At 71.5% G+C, this 13,506-nt stretch carries 19 protein-coding genes; 8 read left to right on the top strand and 11 right to left on the bottom strand.

Translation table 11 applies throughout. The features are described 5' to 3' along the window. Positions 1-22: 22 nt before the first annotated feature. Together JJV70_RS17285 and JJV70_RS17290 are read right to left on the bottom strand one after the other, a co-directional pair. Positions 23-2,302: a cation-translocating P-type ATPase gene (locus JJV70_RS17285; RefSeq protein ID WP_219048904.1), complete on the bottom strand. Its 2,280-nt coding sequence runs from the start codon at positions 2,300-2,302 to the stop codon at positions 23-25. A 54-nt stretch (positions 2,303-2,356) separates the two neighbouring features. Further along, on the bottom strand, positions 2,357-2,647 hold the full coding sequence (locus JJV70_RS17290) for a heavy-metal-associated domain-containing protein (RefSeq protein ID WP_219048905.1): 291 nt from the start codon (positions 2,645-2,647) through the stop codon (positions 2,357-2,359). Positions 2,648-2,906: 259 nt separating this feature from the next. Here JJV70_RS17290 and JJV70_RS17295 point away from each other — a divergent pair, with 259 nt between their 5' ends. Further along, positions 2,907-3,503 (top strand): Type-2Aa cytolytic delta-endotoxin, encoded by a 597-nt coding sequence (locus tag JJV70_RS17295; RefSeq protein ID WP_219048906.1) that lies wholly within the window; start codon positions 2,907-2,909, stop codon positions 3,501-3,503. A gap of 48 nt (positions 3,504-3,551) precedes the next feature. Here JJV70_RS17295 and JJV70_RS17300 read toward each other — a convergent pair whose 3' ends face one another. Next, on the bottom strand, positions 3,552-3,773 hold the full coding sequence (locus JJV70_RS17300; RefSeq protein ID WP_219048907.1) for a hypothetical protein: 222 nt from the start codon (positions 3,771-3,773) through the stop codon (positions 3,552-3,554). Next, positions 3,770-4,003, bottom strand: coding sequence for a hypothetical protein (locus JJV70_RS17305; protein WP_219048908.1), 234 nt, complete (start codon positions 4,001-4,003; stop codon positions 3,770-3,772). The genes JJV70_RS17300 and JJV70_RS17305 overlap by 4 nt, the downstream gene beginning before the upstream one ends. A gap of 111 nt (positions 4,004-4,114) precedes the next feature. Between JJV70_RS17305 and JJV70_RS17310 the strand changes: the two genes are divergently transcribed. Then, the gene (locus JJV70_RS17310) at positions 4,115-4,942 is read left to right on the top strand and encodes a helix-turn-helix transcriptional regulator (RefSeq protein WP_219048909.1); all 828 of its coding nucleotides are present in this window, start codon (positions 4,115-4,117) and stop codon (positions 4,940-4,942) included. Beyond that, positions 4,939-5,214, top strand: a complete 276-nt coding sequence (locus JJV70_RS17315) for a DUF397 domain-containing protein (protein WP_219048910.1) — start codon at positions 4,939-4,941, stop codon at positions 5,212-5,214. The genes JJV70_RS17310 and JJV70_RS17315 overlap by 4 nt, the downstream gene beginning before the upstream one ends. Before the next feature lie 22 nt (positions 5,215-5,236). Here the strand turns inward: JJV70_RS17315 and JJV70_RS17320 are convergent, their stop codons facing one another. From JJV70_RS17320 to JJV70_RS17330, 3 genes are all read right to left on the bottom strand, one after another. Further along, complete coding sequence (locus tag JJV70_RS17320; protein ID WP_219048911.1) at positions 5,237-5,941, bottom strand: cation transporter; 705 nt, start codon at positions 5,939-5,941, stop codon at positions 5,237-5,239. Then, complete coding sequence (locus tag JJV70_RS17325) at positions 5,941-6,276, bottom strand: helix-turn-helix transcriptional regulator (RefSeq protein ID WP_219048912.1); 336 nt, start codon at positions 6,274-6,276, stop codon at positions 5,941-5,943. The genes JJV70_RS17320 and JJV70_RS17325 overlap by 1 nt, the downstream gene beginning before the upstream one ends. Before the next feature lie 100 nt (positions 6,277-6,376). Then, the gene (locus JJV70_RS17330) at positions 6,377-7,135 is read right to left on the bottom strand and encodes an SDR family oxidoreductase (RefSeq protein ID WP_219048913.1); all 759 of its coding nucleotides are present in this window, start codon (positions 7,133-7,135) and stop codon (positions 6,377-6,379) included. Between the two features lie 76 nt (positions 7,136-7,211). On the opposite strand from JJV70_RS17330, the gene JJV70_RS17335 reads away from it, so the two are divergent. From JJV70_RS17335 to JJV70_RS17345, 3 genes are read left to right on the top strand one after another with little or no spacing between them, the layout of a single operon-like run. Then, the gene (locus tag JJV70_RS17335; RefSeq protein ID WP_219048914.1) at positions 7,212-7,451 is read left to right on the top strand and encodes a ribbon-helix-helix protein, CopG family; all 240 of its coding nucleotides are present in this window, start codon (positions 7,212-7,214) and stop codon (positions 7,449-7,451) included. After that, positions 7,448-7,906, top strand: a complete 459-nt coding sequence (locus JJV70_RS17340) for a type II toxin-antitoxin system VapC family toxin (protein WP_219048915.1) — start codon at positions 7,448-7,450, stop codon at positions 7,904-7,906. The genes JJV70_RS17335 and JJV70_RS17340 overlap by 4 nt, the downstream gene beginning before the upstream one ends. A 9-nt stretch (positions 7,907-7,915) precedes the next feature. Continuing rightward, positions 7,916-8,377, top strand: coding sequence for an NUDIX domain-containing protein (locus tag JJV70_RS17345; RefSeq protein WP_219048916.1), 462 nt, complete (start codon positions 7,916-7,918; stop codon positions 8,375-8,377). A 136-nt stretch (positions 8,378-8,513) separates the two neighbouring features. On the opposite strand, the gene JJV70_RS17350 is transcribed toward JJV70_RS17345, so the two are convergent. Next, complete coding sequence (locus JJV70_RS17350) at positions 8,514-8,960, bottom strand: MarR family winged helix-turn-helix transcriptional regulator (protein WP_219048917.1); 447 nt, start codon at positions 8,958-8,960, stop codon at positions 8,514-8,516. Between the two features lie 235 nt (positions 8,961-9,195). On the opposite strand from JJV70_RS17350, the gene JJV70_RS17355 reads away from it, so the two are divergent. Next, positions 9,196-9,516, top strand: a complete 321-nt coding sequence (locus tag JJV70_RS17355) for a multidrug efflux SMR transporter (protein ID WP_219048918.1) — start codon at positions 9,196-9,198, stop codon at positions 9,514-9,516. Between the two features lie 46 nt (positions 9,517-9,562). Then, complete coding sequence (locus JJV70_RS17360) at positions 9,563-9,994, top strand: multidrug efflux SMR transporter (RefSeq protein ID WP_219048919.1); 432 nt, start codon at positions 9,563-9,565, stop codon at positions 9,992-9,994. Between the two features lie 50 nt (positions 9,995-10,044). Here JJV70_RS17360 and JJV70_RS17365 read toward each other — a convergent pair whose 3' ends face one another. From JJV70_RS17365 to JJV70_RS17375, 3 genes are all read right to left on the bottom strand, one after another. After that, the gene (locus tag JJV70_RS17365) at positions 10,045-10,893 is read right to left on the bottom strand and encodes a M23 family metallopeptidase (protein WP_219048920.1); all 849 of its coding nucleotides are present in this window, start codon (positions 10,891-10,893) and stop codon (positions 10,045-10,047) included. Between the two features lie 232 nt (positions 10,894-11,125). After that, positions 11,126-12,433, bottom strand: a complete 1,308-nt coding sequence (locus JJV70_RS17370; RefSeq protein WP_219048921.1) for an HTTM domain-containing protein — start codon at positions 12,431-12,433, stop codon at positions 11,126-11,128. Further along, the gene (locus JJV70_RS17375; protein ID WP_308294869.1) at positions 12,430-13,278 is read right to left on the bottom strand and encodes a DUF5819 family protein; all 849 of its coding nucleotides are present in this window, start codon (positions 13,276-13,278) and stop codon (positions 12,430-12,432) included. The genes JJV70_RS17370 and JJV70_RS17375 overlap by 4 nt, the downstream gene beginning before the upstream one ends. Between the last annotated feature and the right edge of the window lie 228 nt (positions 13,279-13,506).

Raw genomic sequence — 13,506 nt, forward strand, 5'->3', positions numbered from 1 at the left:
GCTCCGGTGGGTGGCGGCGGGCTCAGCCGTCGGCCGCGCGGAAGGTGCGCAGGCGGAGGCTGTTGGCGACGACGGAGACGGAGGAGAAGGCCATGGCGGCCCCGGCGATCATCGGGTTGAGGAACCCGGCGGCGGCCAGCGGCAGAGCCAGGATGTTGTAGCCGAAGGCCCACACCAGGTTGGACCTGATGGTGCCGAGCGTCTTGCGGGCCAGCCGGATCGCGTCGGCCGCCACCCGCAGGTCGCCGCGCACCAGGGTGAGGTCTCCGGCCTCGATGGCGGCGTCGGTGCCGGTGCCCATGGCCAGACCGAGATCGGCCTGGGCCAGCGCCGCCGCGTCGTTGACGCCGTCCCCGACCATGGCCACCGACCTGCCCTGCGCCTGGAGCCGCTTGACGACCTCCACCTTGTCCTGCGGCAGCACCTCGGCGATGACCTCCTCGATGCCGACCTCGGCGGCGACGCTGCGGGCGACGGCCTCGTTGTCGCCGGTGAGCAGGATCGGCGTCAGCCCCAGGGCCCGCAGGCGGCGGACGGCCTCGGCGCTGGTGTCCTTGACGGCGTCGGCGACCTCCAGGACGGCGCGGGCCTGCCCGTCCCAGGCCACCGCGATCGCGGTGCGGCCCCGCGCCTCGGCCTCGCTCCGCGCGCGGGCCAGGCCGGGCGGCAGCTCCATGGCCCACTCGGTGAGGAGCTTTTCGCGGCCCACCAGCACCGCGTGGCCCTCGACCACGCCCTGAACGCCGAGCCCGGGGAGGTTGGCGAAGTCCTCCGGGGTGGGCAGCGGCCCGGCCAGCCGCGCGGCACCGGCGGCCACGGCCCGGGCGATGGGGTGCTCGGAGGCGTTCTCCAGCGCCCCGGCCAGCCGCAGCACCTCGGCCTCGCCGGTGTCGTCGGCGGTGTGGACGGCCAGCAGGGTCATGGTGCCGGTGGTGACGGTGCCGGTCTTGTCCAGCACGATCGTGTCGGCCTTGCGGGTGTGCTCCAGCACCTCGGGGCCCTTGATGAGGATGCCCAGCTGCGCGCCGCGCCCGGTGCCGACCATCAGCGCGGTGGGCGTGGCCAGCCCCAGCGCGCAGGGGCAGGCGATGATCAGCACGGCGACGGCGGCGGTGAACGCGGTGGTCAGCGCCGCGCCGCTGGCCAGCCAGAACCCCAGGGTGCCGAGCGCCAGGGCGATGACCAGGGGGACGAAGACGGCCGAGATCCGGTCCGCCAGGCGCTGCGCGGCGGCCTTGCCGTTCTGCGCGTCCTCCACCAGCTTGGCCATCCGCGCCAGCTGGGTGTCGGCGCCGACCCGGGTGGCCCGGACCACCAGGCGGCCACCGGCGTTCAGCGTCGCGCCGGTCACCGCGTCCCCGACGCCGACCTCCACCGGCACCGATTCCCCGGTCAGCATCGAGGCGTCCACGGCGGAGGAGCCTTCGACCACGTCGCCGTCGGTGGCGATCTTCTCGCCCGGGCGGACCAGGAACCGGTCGCCGACCACCAGCCGCTCGGTGGGTACGCGCTCCTCGCGCCCGCCCTCGCGCACCACGGTGACCTCCTTGGCCCCCAGCTCCAGCAGGGCCCGCAGCGCGGCCCCGGCCCGCCGCTTGGAGCGGGCCTCGAAGTACCGTCCGGCCAGGATGAACGTCGTCACCCCGGCCGCGGCCTCCAGGTAGATGTTGCCCGCGCCGTCCGACCGCGTGACGGACAGCTCGAAGGGGTGCGTCATACCGGGGTGGCCCGCGGTGCCGAAGAACAGCGCCCACAGCGACCACAGCAGCGCCGCGAGCGTGCCGATCGAGATCAGGGTGTCCATCGTGGCCGCGCCGTGCCGGGCGTTGGTGAACGCCGCCCGGTGGAAGGGCAGCGCACCCCACACCACGACGGGCGCGGCCAGCGTCAGCGACAGCCACTGCCAGTAGGTGAACTGCCAGGCCGGGACCATCGCCAGCACGACCACCGGCAGCGACAGCAGCGCGGACACCACCAGCCGCTGCCGCAGCGGCCCCAGCTCGTCGGCCTCCGGAGCGTCCGCACCGGCCTGCCCGGGCACCGCCTCGGCCACGCCGCGCCGCTGCGGCGGCGGGGGCGCGGTGGCGGTGTAGCCGGTGGCCTCCACCGTCGTGATGAGGTCGCCGACGCCGAGCCCGTCAGCGTCGTAGGTGACCTTCGCCTTCTCGGTGGCGTAGTTCACCGTCGCGCTGACGCCCGCCATCCGGTTCAGCTTCTTCTCGATGCGCGCGGCACACGAAGCGCAGGTCATGCCGCCGATCGCGAGCTCGACCTCAGCCGTGCCGGGTGCCGTGGTACTCATTGCCGCTCCTTGCGGTGAAGGGTAGTTCGGGTGCCGCGCGTCCGCAGGCGGTGATCAGGCGCGTCCGGTCAGCTCGTAACCGGCCTCGTCCACGACGCGGGCGAGGAGCGCGTCGTCCGGCTCACCGCTGGTGGTCACCGCCACGCGGCCCGCCGCGACGTCCACCTTCACGGCGCCGACGTGCTCCAGCGCGCCCAGCTCCCTGACCAGCGTGGCCTCGCAGTGACCACAGCTCATGCCCGCGACCGCGTACACCGTCTCGCGTGCGGCCGTGCCCTCGGTGGCCGTCGTCGGTGCCGCCGAGCCGGTCCGGTGGCTTTCCTCTGGGGTGCAGCAGGACGTCATCTCTTCCTCCGTGGGGGTCTCACTCGATCCGATGATACGCCTGGGGGGTATCAACCGCTGATGTCCATGTATACCCCCGGGGTGTATGTAATGCAAGTGATCGCGGTGTGCGGCGGCGTGCTCCCCTCGTCGGTACGCGCCGGTGGGCCCCTCTGCTCAGCTCGGCCAGCACGGGCGAGGCCCTGCCACCGAGCCGATCCACCGGAGCGGCATACTGCTCCCCACTGGGCGCGATCACTTCGAACGCCAAGGAGCCGACATGATCGACCAGCCCGCCACCGAGAAGACGACGTTCACGACGGTCTTCGAGGTGGAGCCGGCTGCCACGGACCGCGCGCAGGGCATCGCGGACACCTTCCAGCACGCCATCGCCCCGGCGACCGTGAACTTCGACTTCGGCGAGATCAGCCGGGCCGCCAGCCGCATCCCGGACAGTTCCACCTCGCGGATCGTGCGCGGCTGGGGCCTGACGGAGACCGCTCCCGTCAGCGTCATGATGCTGTCGCTCAAGGAGTCCGTACGCCAGGCACTCCCGCAGCCGTTCACCAACCCCCGCTTCTGGGCGAAGGTCGAACAGGCCCTCACCGCCGCCTTCGTCGGCCTCGACACACAGGAGGGCACCCACCTGTCCTTCTACGAGGACACGGCGGACCGCACGAGTTACTACTACAACGTGCTCTTCGCCCTCCAGGACGAGGAGACCGGCGACGCCATCCACGCCGTCGCCCTGTGCATCAACGTGTCCGTGGCCCTCAGCGGCGCCCAGACCCGCGCCCTGACCACCGAAGACACCGCCCCGTTCACCATCCGCCTCAACGCGATAGCGATCCAGCAGACCCCGCCGCCCACCGCCTGACCGTCCGTGGCGCTCCCGCCCCACCGGACCGGGAGCGCCACGCTGGCGTCACGTACCGGTGCGGCTGCGGTGGTTGAGTTCCGTCAGCTTGGCCGACAACCGCTCCTGCGGCGACGCGGGACGCACGTCCTCCGGCGGACAGTCCCATTCCCGCCCGCCCAACAGCGGGCGCAGCTGTACGTACCGGCCCTCGTGGTCCATCACCTCACCGACGCGGCCGGTACGGGCGTCCACGACACAGGCGCCGCGCGCGGGCGGCTCCCCCGTCACGACTGCTCCCGGCGCCGCAACACCGCCACGAGCTGACGCGCGGTCTCCACGGTGCACCGCCCCAGATCGACGAGCGGCGACGGTTCGTTTCCGGCCGCCGACACGGGGTCAATCCGCAGCGACGGCAACACCACTCCAGCATGGCCCAGTTCGTCGCGGAGATCATTTGTCGCCTCTTCGGCGTCACGCAGGCGCTCAAGTGCCAGCGTTCGCCCCTCGGTCGTTACCATCCGTCTCGCCTTTCACGTTCGGTATCCCCGTTCGGCACACAGCGTGGCGGAAGAAACCTACGATGGGGAGTGTCAAGCCCTTCAGAACCAGAAGGCTGAAAAGAGGCAACGATGCCTGCGACCAAACCACTTGACCCCCGCGCCTCACTCGCGGCCTACCTCGGCTCCCGTGTCCGCAAGCTTCGCGAGGCCCTTGGCTTGACGCAGAAGCAGCTGGGCATCCTGGTGCACGTCTCCCACAACCGCATCGCACAGATCGAGCTGGCGACGGACCCACCCACCATGGCGCTGGCCGAGGCCATCGACCTGGCGCTGGAAGCGGACGGCGAGATCACCGACCTGTGGTGGCACATGACCCGCGAGACGTACGTGGACTGGGCTCGCGAGTTCATGGATAAGGAAGCCCGCGCGGTCAAGATGCTGAAGTACACAGCGCAGTCCGTTCCGGGCCTGCTCCAGACTCCCGCGTACGCCCGGGCGTCCCTCAGCGAGGGGCTTCCCCATCTCAGCGCCGAGGAACTTGACCGGCAGGTCGATGCTCGTCTCAGCCGCCGCGTCTTGCTGGAGGGAGCGGAACCTCCGTTCCTCTGGACCGTCCTCGATCAAGACGCCCTCCATCGTCGCGTAGGCGAAAAGATCACCATGCATGAGCAGCTGAGCTACCTGTTGAAGGTAGCCAAGCGCCCACACATAACGCTTCAAGTGCTGCCTTTTGAAGCGGAGCAGCACCCGATCACCGGCGGTTCTCTCACCCTCCTCTCCCTCAGAGACGGTCCGGACGTGGCCTACCTGGAGGGCTACGACAGTGGAGAGCTGGTGGAGGTGCCGGAACGCGTCACCCGATACGCTCATGCCTACGACCTGTTGCAGGTCCACGCCCTCACACCAGCAGCTTCAGAACTGCTGATCCGGGACACGATGAAGGAGCACTATTCATGAGCCACAGGACGCCTGACCTGAGTGCTGCGGTGTGGTGCAAGTCCAGCTACAGCAACAACACAGGCGGCGACTGTGTGGAGGTGGCTCGGGACTTCCCGGGCGCGGCCCAGTGGCGCAAGTCGAGCTACAGCGATAACACCGGTGGCGACTGTGTTGAAGTTGCCACCGGTGTCACCGGAGTGGTGCCCGTGCGGGACAGCAAGCGGCCGGGGGGCAGCGTGCTGGTGTTCACCGCGTCCGCGTGGGACGCGTTCGTCGCGGGCGTGAAGTAGGCCGCGTCACCCGAGCGGCAGTTTAGCCGCAGCAGTCGCATCCGGCGGGGCGGGCGCTCGCGTCCTCGGTGGCCGGGGTCGTGGCCGACGCGGGGGCCGCGCAGCAGCCCTTGCCCCGCCACGTGTCGCGCCCTTCCTTGACCGCGACGGCGGCGATGACGAGCGCGGCGAACGGGTCCGCCCAGGACCAGCCCAGCACGGCGTTGAGGAGCAGGCCGACCAGGAGGACCGCCGACAGGTAGGCGCACAGCAAAGTCTGCTTGGAATCGGCGACCGCACTGGCGGAGGCGAGTTCACGTCCCGCGCGGCGCTGCGCGGCGGACAGCAGCGGCATGATCGCCAGCGAGAGGGCGGCGAGCACGATGCCGGGGACGGAGGTGTCGGCCTCCCCCGTACCAGCCAGGGCGCGCACCGCTTCCACGGTGACGTAGGCGGCGAGCGCGAAGAACGAGACGGCGATGATGCGCAAGGTGGTCTTCTCGCGCGCCTGCCGGGCGGCGTGGTCGGCGGCGGAGAACTGCCAGGCGACGGCCGTGGCTGAGGAGACCTCGATGAGCGAGTCCAGGCCGAAGCCGATCAGCGCGGTGGAGTTGGCCAGCGTGCCCGCGGTGAGGGCGACGACGGCCTCGATCACGTTGTAGATGATCGTCGCGGCGACGAGCAGCCGTATCCGGCGGGTCAGCGCGTCCTGACGGGAGAGGTCAGGGCTCAGCGGCGTCGTCACCATCAGCAGCAGCCCTCCTCCGCACCGGCCGCACACTGCTGGTCCGTGGCGACGGCGACGACGGCGGTGCGCAGGTCGTCGAGCGCGTGGCCGAGGCGTTCGTCAGCCAGCTCGTAGCGGGTGCGGCGGCCGTCGGGCGCGGTGACGACCAGACCGCAGTCCCGCAGGCACGCCAGGTGGTTGGACAGCCGGGGGCGGGAGATGCCGAGCGCGTCGGCGAGGTCAGCGGGGTAGGCGGGAGCCTGCCGCAGCGCGAGCAGGATGCGGCAGCGAGTCGGATCGGCCAGCGCCCGCCCAAACCGAGCCAGCACGTCAATGTCAGCAGCAAGAGTCAGCACGAGACCACGATACACGACATGCTGAATTCAGCAAGTCATGTATCGCAGCCCTCCGCGCGACCACCACCCCCGACCGCCCGACACCCCCAACCCGGCGCGCTCAGGCAGACGGAGGTGGACCCTGCTGCTTCAGCCAGGCGTCGAAGGTGGTGGGCATGATCCGGGCATCCGGGCTGGCCAGCAGGGCATTTCCGGCCGCGTCCGGGCCGAAGACCACGCCCCACTCCGGGACGAGCCGCACCGTGCGGCCCCGGGCGGCGTGGGTTCGGCGGGCCATGTCCACCAGGTCCTGCGGCTCCGGTCCGGCGACGTCGGCGTACCGGCCACGCGGCTCGCCCACGGCCAGTTCGGCGAGGACGGCGGCGACGTCGGCGGGGGCGACCGGCTGGACGAGCAGCGGCGGCAGCGTCGCGGTGCCGTCGTGCTCCGTCCAGCCCGCAACCATCTCCGCGAAGTCGTGGAACTGGGTGGCCGGGACGATCGTCCACGGCACCGGGCCCTCGGCGACGAGCCGTTCCTGCTCCCGCTTGCCGACGTAGTGAGCGTTGCCCTCCACGCGGTCCATCCCAGCGATCGACAGCAGCACGTGGTGCCGCACTCCGGCCCGGGCGCCAGCGTCGAGCAGGTTCCGCGTGGTCGCGCCGAAGTACGCCAGCGTCTCGGCCGGATCCGTCGCGGTGCAGTTGGTGGCGTCCACCACGGCGTGCACCCCGGCCAGCGCGGCGTCCAGCCCGTCGCCGCTCAGCAGGTCCACACCCAGCGAGCGGCTGATGCGCACCACCTCGTGCCCATCCTGCTCCAGCGCGGCGACGGTCAGCGCCCCGATGTTCCCCGTAGCCCCCGCGACTGCTATCCGCATCCTGATCCCTCCCCGATGATCCCTACCCCGATAGCGTACACATTTTCGATCTATATGGTGGTGGTACCTTACCCTTATGGCTTTGAAGAAGACGACGGTCATGGTGGATGAAGATGATCTCCGCGAGATCAAGCAGGCCGCCGCACGCGATGGTCGGCCCGAGTCCGAGTACTTCCGCGAGGCATTCCACCTCGCCGCCGTTCGGGCCCGGCGCTGGACAGAAGACTGGGACATCCCGACGTTCGACTTCGGGCACCCAGTGAGCGCCGAAGAGGCGCACCAGACGGTGCGGGACGCCACGGCGGACGGCGCATGATCGTCGTCGGCGACCCCTCTGGGCTCGTAGCGGCGCTGAACACCGCCGACCCGGAGCACGACCGCGCTCGCCAGGTCCTCCGCGGGGCCTCTCTCACCGTGGTCTCTCCCCTGGTGTTCCAGGAAGTCGAGCACCTCACCACGCGCAACGTGGACCGGCGCAGCGCACTCGCCGTGAACGACTGGCTGCTGGCGCAAGAACGCGTGGGCCGCATCGCGGTGCCCCCCGTGACATCCGAGACCCTGCGTAAGGCGCGCACGGTGCGGAACCGCTACGCCGCGTTGAGGCTCGACCTGTCGGACGCGGTCACCGTCGTCCTCGCCGAGGCGTACGAAACGGAGGCGGTACTCACCCTGGACCGACGCGACTTCCGCGCCATCACTCCGCTGACCGGCGCTCACGCGTTCGTCCTGCTCCCCGACGACCTGCCCACCCGCCCGACCACGGGGAAGTGACCGCGCGCCATGCTGAAACGGCTCGTGGCCCGCGTCTGGCACGCGTTGCGCGGACGGACCCAGTGGCGGCTGCTGTGGCTGGCGAACGCGACGTTCATGGTCGGCGTCACCGGCGTCGTGCGGAACGCGGACGGGCACGTGCTGCTGCTCAAACACCGGCTGTGGCCCGCCGACCGGCAGTGGGGGCTGCCGTCCGGGTTCGCCGTGCGCGGGGAGGAGTTCGGCGGCACCGTCGTGCGCGAGGTGAAGGAGGAGACGGGCCTGGACGTCCGCGTGGGCGAGCTGATCCACCTGCGGAGCGGGTTCCGGCTGCGGCTGGAGGTGGCCTACGAGGCGGAGTTCACCGGCGGAACGCTGCGGCTGGACCCGTTCGAGATCCTGGACGCCGGCTGGTTTCCCCCACACGCCCTCCCCGACACCCTCCAGCCCGCCCACCGCACCCTCATCCACCGCCAGCAGCCACCGGGGTGAACTGCTCACCGCCCGCAGAACCCCGGTACGGGTGCTGGCAGGGGTCAGAGTGAGCGCCACGCGTGAGAGACGCGACTTGGCCACTGCGGCGGGCGGGTCACGGGGTGGCTGGCGGACGACGCTCCGGACGCCGGTTTCAGGGGGCTTTGCGCAGGGCGTGGACCACGGGTTCCAGTTCCGGGTCGCTGGCCGCGGTGTTCAGTGCGGCGCTGAGGACTTCGCTGTACGTGGAGCGGGCGGCGGCCAGGCGCTGCCGTCCCTCCTCCGTGATGACGGCGTAGACGCCGCGTTTGTCGTCGGGGCACAGGTCGCGGTAGGCGTAGCCCGCCGTGTCCAGGCGGCCCACCAGGCGGGTCACCGAGCTCTGCCCCAGGCCGATCCGGTCGGCCAGGACCTGCATGCGCAGCTCGCCGTCGCTGGCCTGGGCGAGGTCGGCGAGGGCACGGTACTCGGAGAGCCCGATGCCGTGGCGCCGCTGGAGGGCCTGGGCCAGGTGCCGTTCGACGTGTGCGTGCAGCGTGAGGACCCGGGTCCACAGGGCTTGGTCGGACGAGGCAGACGGCGCGTAGAGGTCGTCGGTCACGGGGCGGCTCCTTGCGGGCTCGGTTGACAACAAGATACATGACCATGCAATCTCTTCTCCTGGGACGCCGAGGCGGCACCGGAAGAGTGTTCCCGGTTTTTATTTGCACGCACAAGCAAATGTGTCAGTTTCTGTCCGGCCCGTCGAACGCTCGCCCTGGCCCGCCCTCGTGACGGGCTGACCTCACGGCTGACCGCCCCCTCACCCCCTTCGCCCCTCCTGGAAAGGACCACCCGTGCACTTGCTCTACCTCGCCGTCGCCGTCGTCTTCGAGATCACCGTCGCCATCGCGGCCAGCAAGGCCGAGGGCTTCACCAACCGCCGGTGGACCCTCATCACGCTGGTCAGCGGTGCCATCGCGACGTTCTTCCTCAGCAAGGCCCTGCTCACCTTCGACGTGGGCGTCGGCTACGCCCTGTGGACGTCCGTCGCTGGCGTCGGCATCACCGTGCTCGGCGCCCTGCTCTTCAGCCAGCGCCTGGACTGGCGCAAGGGCCTTGGCATCGCCGTCGTCATCACCGGAGTCGTCGGCCTCCAGCTCAGCGGCGCCGCCTGAGCACTCCCCGCCACGTTCACCTCACGAGTCGAAAGGACTCCCGCACATGCCCCACACCCACCCCACCGCAGCCCGTGCCTGGCTCATGCTTCTCCTCGCCGGAGGGTTCGAGGTCGTCTACGCGCTCTCCGTCGGCGGAAGCGAGGGCTTCACCCGCCTGTCGTGGTCTCTGGTCGCGGTCGTGTTCTTCCTGCTGACGCTCTACGCGCTGAGCGTCGCCCTGCGCGCCATCGAGGTCGGGATCGGCTACGCCGTGTGGGCCGGGATCGGCGCGGTCGGCGCCGCGCTGCTCGGCCCCGTCTTCTTCGAGGAGACGCTCACCCCGGCCAAGGCCCTGTGGCTGGCCGTCATCATCGGCGGCGTGGTCTGGCTCAAGCTCGCCGACCGCCCGCGCAGCGCACCGGAGCACCACGGTGGTGCCCCGGGGAACGGAGGAAGCGCCGTCACGCCCCGGGACGCGCAGGCCGTAGGCCACTGAGGCCGCCGGCCGCTGACGGCAGATCCTGGCCGCGACCGCCAGGGCGCTGGCTACCGGACGCCGCTCCCGACCGGGGTGAACAGCTCGCCGCCTGCGGGGACTCCGGTGCGGGAGGCGGCGTCGGCGTGGTAGGTCCACTCGAAGGGGTGACCGAAGGCGTGCCGGGGGTTGGGCCCGGTCATGAGCTGGAAGTGGACGTGCGGCTCGGAGGAGTTGCCGGAGTTGCCGCACTCGGCAAGCTGCTCGCCGGTGCGTACCCGGTCGCCCACGGCCACGGCGGCCGAACCCCGGCGCAGGTGCGCGGCGAGCGCGTACGTCCCGTCACCGAGGTCCACGACGACGTGGTTGCCGAGAAGGAAGCGCGCGCCGAACGCCTGCCGCACCATCCCCTCGGGATACAGGTACAGCAGGGCGGCGGGCCACGAGTTCCGGCTGAGGTGGTCCCGCTGCCCGTCACTGACGTGTACGACGACGCCGTCATCCGGCGCCAGCACCGGCGCGCCGAACGCCGGGAACGCCGACGGCCGCCGCACCAGCGGCCACCAGCCGAAGGCGGGCCGCTCGCCCCGGGGCTCGGGCATGGCGGTGCCGGGCTCGCGGGGCTCGGAGCCGGGGGACACCGGCCCCGAGGTCTCCGGCCCGGGGGTGTCCGGCCTGCGGGACTCCGGGTTGCGGGACTCCGGCGTGAGAGGTTCTGGCTCGTGGACGAGGTCGATGGCGTACGTCTGGGCGCACATGTTCGTACCGTGGCTCGGCACCCGGTCGGCGGGGCTGTTCACCGCCCGCCACCGACCCGACACCGGCGCCGCCACCCGCTTCGGCTCCAGCCCCGCCTGCGCCCGCCGCCGCGCCCGGTGGAACAGCACGTGTCCCACCCCGGCCAGCGCGAACAGCGCCATCCCGGCCCCCCAGACTGCCAACGACCGTGTCAGGAGGAACACCCCCATGCCGAACGTGCCCCCGTAGAAGAGCCTGTTCCGCCACCTGATCACGATCGTTCCCCTTCATCCCGGCCCCCCTGATCTCGCTCCACCCTAACCACCACCTCACTCCCGGCATGGCGGAGGGGTAAGCGAACTCTCGTGCCAAGCAGGGGAGTTGAGGTGTACCCGGCGTAACCCCCCGCCGGTCTCAGCGGCGGGCCGGAGCCGGGGTCTCCGCCGGGACGGACGTCTCGGGCTCGCGGGGTTCCGGCAGGGTGAGCGGTTCCGGGGCGGGACGCCGGTCGCGGCGGCGGAGCCGGGCAGACAGCCCGGAAGCACGGGCGCCGAGCCACAGCAGGAACCCGGTGGGAAGGAACACCGCGTCGGCGGCGATCATGGCGAGCGAGAAGACCGGCAGGCCGAGAAGGACGGCGATGGAGGCGTGCTCCAGGATCATCACCACCAGCAGCACGTTCTTCACCCGGCGGTTGAAGACGGTGAACGGGAACGCCACCTGGGCGATCACCGTGGCGTAGGTGATCACCATGACGACGGCGCCGCTGCTCACCAGCAGACCGGACAGCGCGGGCCAGGGTGTGAAGTAGTCCAGGTGCATCGGGTAGTAGAGGGCGGTGCCGTCCTGCCAGCGCGAACCCTGCACCTTGTACCAGCCCGCGGTGGCGTAGATCAGGCAGACCTCGGCCATGATCACCAGCAGCGTGCCGTTGTGCAGCAGGTTGCCGGCGGCGGTAAACGAGGTCCGCCAGGACGCCCCGGCGTAGCGGCGCACCGCCCACCACGCCGCGTGGCCGAGCCACAGGGCGGTGAAGAACGCGAACCAGCCCGGCGAGAGCAGGCCGAGCGCGCCGGTGACGGCGAGCGTGACCCCGGTGACGGCGGCCAGGACGACGCCGGTGACGTCGGTGGCCGGGTCGCCTCCCGGCTCACCCCCCGGTGCGGCGCCCGGGTGTTCGCCCACGCGGCGGGCCCGGCGGGCGTCCAGCGACCACACCCGGCCGCACCGGGTGAGGATCAGGTAGAGCGCCATCAGGTGGATGACGTTGTCGCCGCCGTCCCCCATGAACACGCTGCGGTTTTGCAGCGACAGCACGCCGATCGCGAAGAACACGCTCAGCGTGCGCGTCCGCCAGCCCAGCAGCAGGCCGACGCTCGCGAGCACGGCGAAGGCGTAGACGAGTTCGAACCACAGCACGCTGTCGGACCACAGCAGCACGGTGAACGCGTCGTTGCCGTCGATCAGGCGCTCGGCGAGCGTGAAGTGCCAGGGGGAGTCCGGGCCGTACAGCTCGTGCCGGTGCGGGAACTCGCGGAGCAGGAAGAACAGCCAGGTCGCGGCGAAGCCGATGCGCACGATGGCCGTCTGGTACGGGCCGAGCGCGGAGCCGGTGACGCGCAGGAAGCCACGTACGAGGGCCCGGTCGAAGCGGGCGGAGAGCTGGCGCGCGGTGGGCGTCGCGGGCGCCGCCGGGGGCGGGGTGACGGGGGTCGGCGTCATCGGATGGCCTCCGGGATGTCCGCGGTGACGACCGGCCACCAGGGCAGGACGCGGTAACGGGTCTCGGTATCGACGGTCTCGTTGCTCCACGGCGGCGGCGCGACGGTCTGGCTGGCGGAGCGCAGCTGGACGCGGGTCACCTGCTCGACGTCCGCGTCCAGACCGGGGGCCAGGCGCAGCAGGGCGATGCGCTTGAGGTAGGTCTCCGACAGCTCACCCCGGCTGCCGGTGGGCTGCTCCTCGTCGTTGTGCGAGCCGGTGTAGAAGTCCCAGGCGCGGCGCATCTCGTTCTGGGCGGTGTGGCTCGGGAAGGGGTTGTGGCGGATGTGCTCGGCGTCCAGCGCGGTGAGGTTCACCCACTCCGTCTCCCGGAGGGTGCCGTCCTCGTCGCGGAGCTGGACGCGGACGTGGATGGCGATGTTCTGCTGCAACGGGTTCGGTGCGAACAGCTTCCAGTTCTGCTCGAACTCCGGGTAGATGTACCGGTCTATCTGCTCGTCGTACTGACGGCTGAGGGTGTTGGACGGCGCCACGTGCAGGAAGACGACGGCCAGGTGTGCGGCGGCAGCCACGGCGACGGCGGCGGCGAGCGCGACGAGGGCGACCTTCGCGCCGACCGGCAGAGCGAGGACGCGGGCGGCCCCAGCGTCGGCGTCGGCGTCGGCGTCGGCGTCGGCGTCGGCGTCGGCGTCGGCGTCGGCCCCAGCATCGGCGTCCAGCGGACCGCCGGTTCGCGCTACGCCGTCGCCCTCCGGGTTCCGCACCCGCGCGGGGCTGTCGCGCCGCTCGGGGGCGCCAGGCTGCCCCGGGGCGCCGGACTGCCTGACGGAGTCAGACCCGGCCACGGTGCCGGGCTCCCCGTCCGCGTCGGCCCGAGTGGAGGCGACGGCCCACCGGGGAACACCGGCCCCGGTGTCGGCAGTCGCCCCCGTCGCGGCAGTCGCCCCCGTCGCGGCAGCTGACTCGGTAGCGGGCTCCGCCCCGCCCGGCGAGCGCGACGGCTGTTCCTTCCGCCCCTCTTGCGCGGGCACCCCCGGCGACGACGCCGACGGCGCGCGCCCCGTCGGCGGTTC

Source organism: Streptomyces sp. JJ66 (assembly GCF_019303495.1).
Classification (GTDB): Bacteria; Actinomycetota; Actinomycetes; order Streptomycetales; family Streptomycetaceae; genus Streptomyces.

Excerpts from the sequence above, each read along its gene's own strand:
- JJV70_RS17310 (WP_219048909.1), top strand. The coding sequence starts at position 4,115 with ATGCCTGCGACCAAACCACTTGACCCCCGCGCCTCACTCGCGGCCTAC.
- JJV70_RS17320 (WP_219048911.1), bottom strand. The coding sequence starts at position 5,941 with ATGGTGACGACGCCGCTGAGCCCTGACCTCTCCCGTCAGGACGCGCTG.
- JJV70_RS17365 (WP_219048920.1), bottom strand. The coding sequence starts at position 10,893 with ATGGCGCTGTTCGCGCTGGCCGGGGTGGGACACGTGCTGTTCCACCGG.
- JJV70_RS17335 (WP_219048914.1), top strand. The coding sequence starts at position 7,212 with ATGGCTTTGAAGAAGACGACGGTCATGGTGGATGAAGATGATCTCCGC.
- JJV70_RS17360 (WP_219048919.1), top strand. The coding sequence starts at position 9,563 with ATGCCCCACACCCACCCCACCGCAGCCCGTGCCTGGCTCATGCTTCTC.
- JJV70_RS17315 (WP_219048910.1), top strand. The coding sequence starts at position 4,939 with ATGAGCCACAGGACGCCTGACCTGAGTGCTGCGGTGTGGTGCAAGTCC.
- JJV70_RS17330 (WP_219048913.1), bottom strand. The coding sequence starts at position 7,135 with ATGCGGATAGCAGTCGCGGGGGCTACGGGGAACATCGGGGCGCTGACC.
- JJV70_RS17290 (WP_219048905.1), bottom strand. The coding sequence starts at position 2,647 with ATGACGTCCTGCTGCACCCCAGAGGAAAGCCACCGGACCGGCTCGGCG.
- JJV70_RS17345 (WP_219048916.1), top strand. The coding sequence starts at position 7,916 with ATGCTGAAACGGCTCGTGGCCCGCGTCTGGCACGCGTTGCGCGGACGG.
- JJV70_RS17340 (WP_219048915.1), top strand. The coding sequence starts at position 7,448 with ATGATCGTCGTCGGCGACCCCTCTGGGCTCGTAGCGGCGCTGAACACC.
- JJV70_RS17285 (WP_219048904.1), bottom strand. The coding sequence starts at position 2,302 with ATGAGTACCACGGCACCCGGCACGGCTGAGGTCGAGCTCGCGATCGGC.
- JJV70_RS17305 (WP_219048908.1), bottom strand. The coding sequence starts at position 4,003 with ATGGTAACGACCGAGGGGCGAACGCTGGCACTTGAGCGCCTGCGTGAC.
- JJV70_RS17370 (WP_219048921.1), bottom strand. The coding sequence starts at position 12,433 with ATGACGCCGACCCCCGTCACCCCGCCCCCGGCGGCGCCCGCGACGCCC.
- JJV70_RS17295 (WP_219048906.1), top strand. The coding sequence starts at position 2,907 with ATGATCGACCAGCCCGCCACCGAGAAGACGACGTTCACGACGGTCTTC.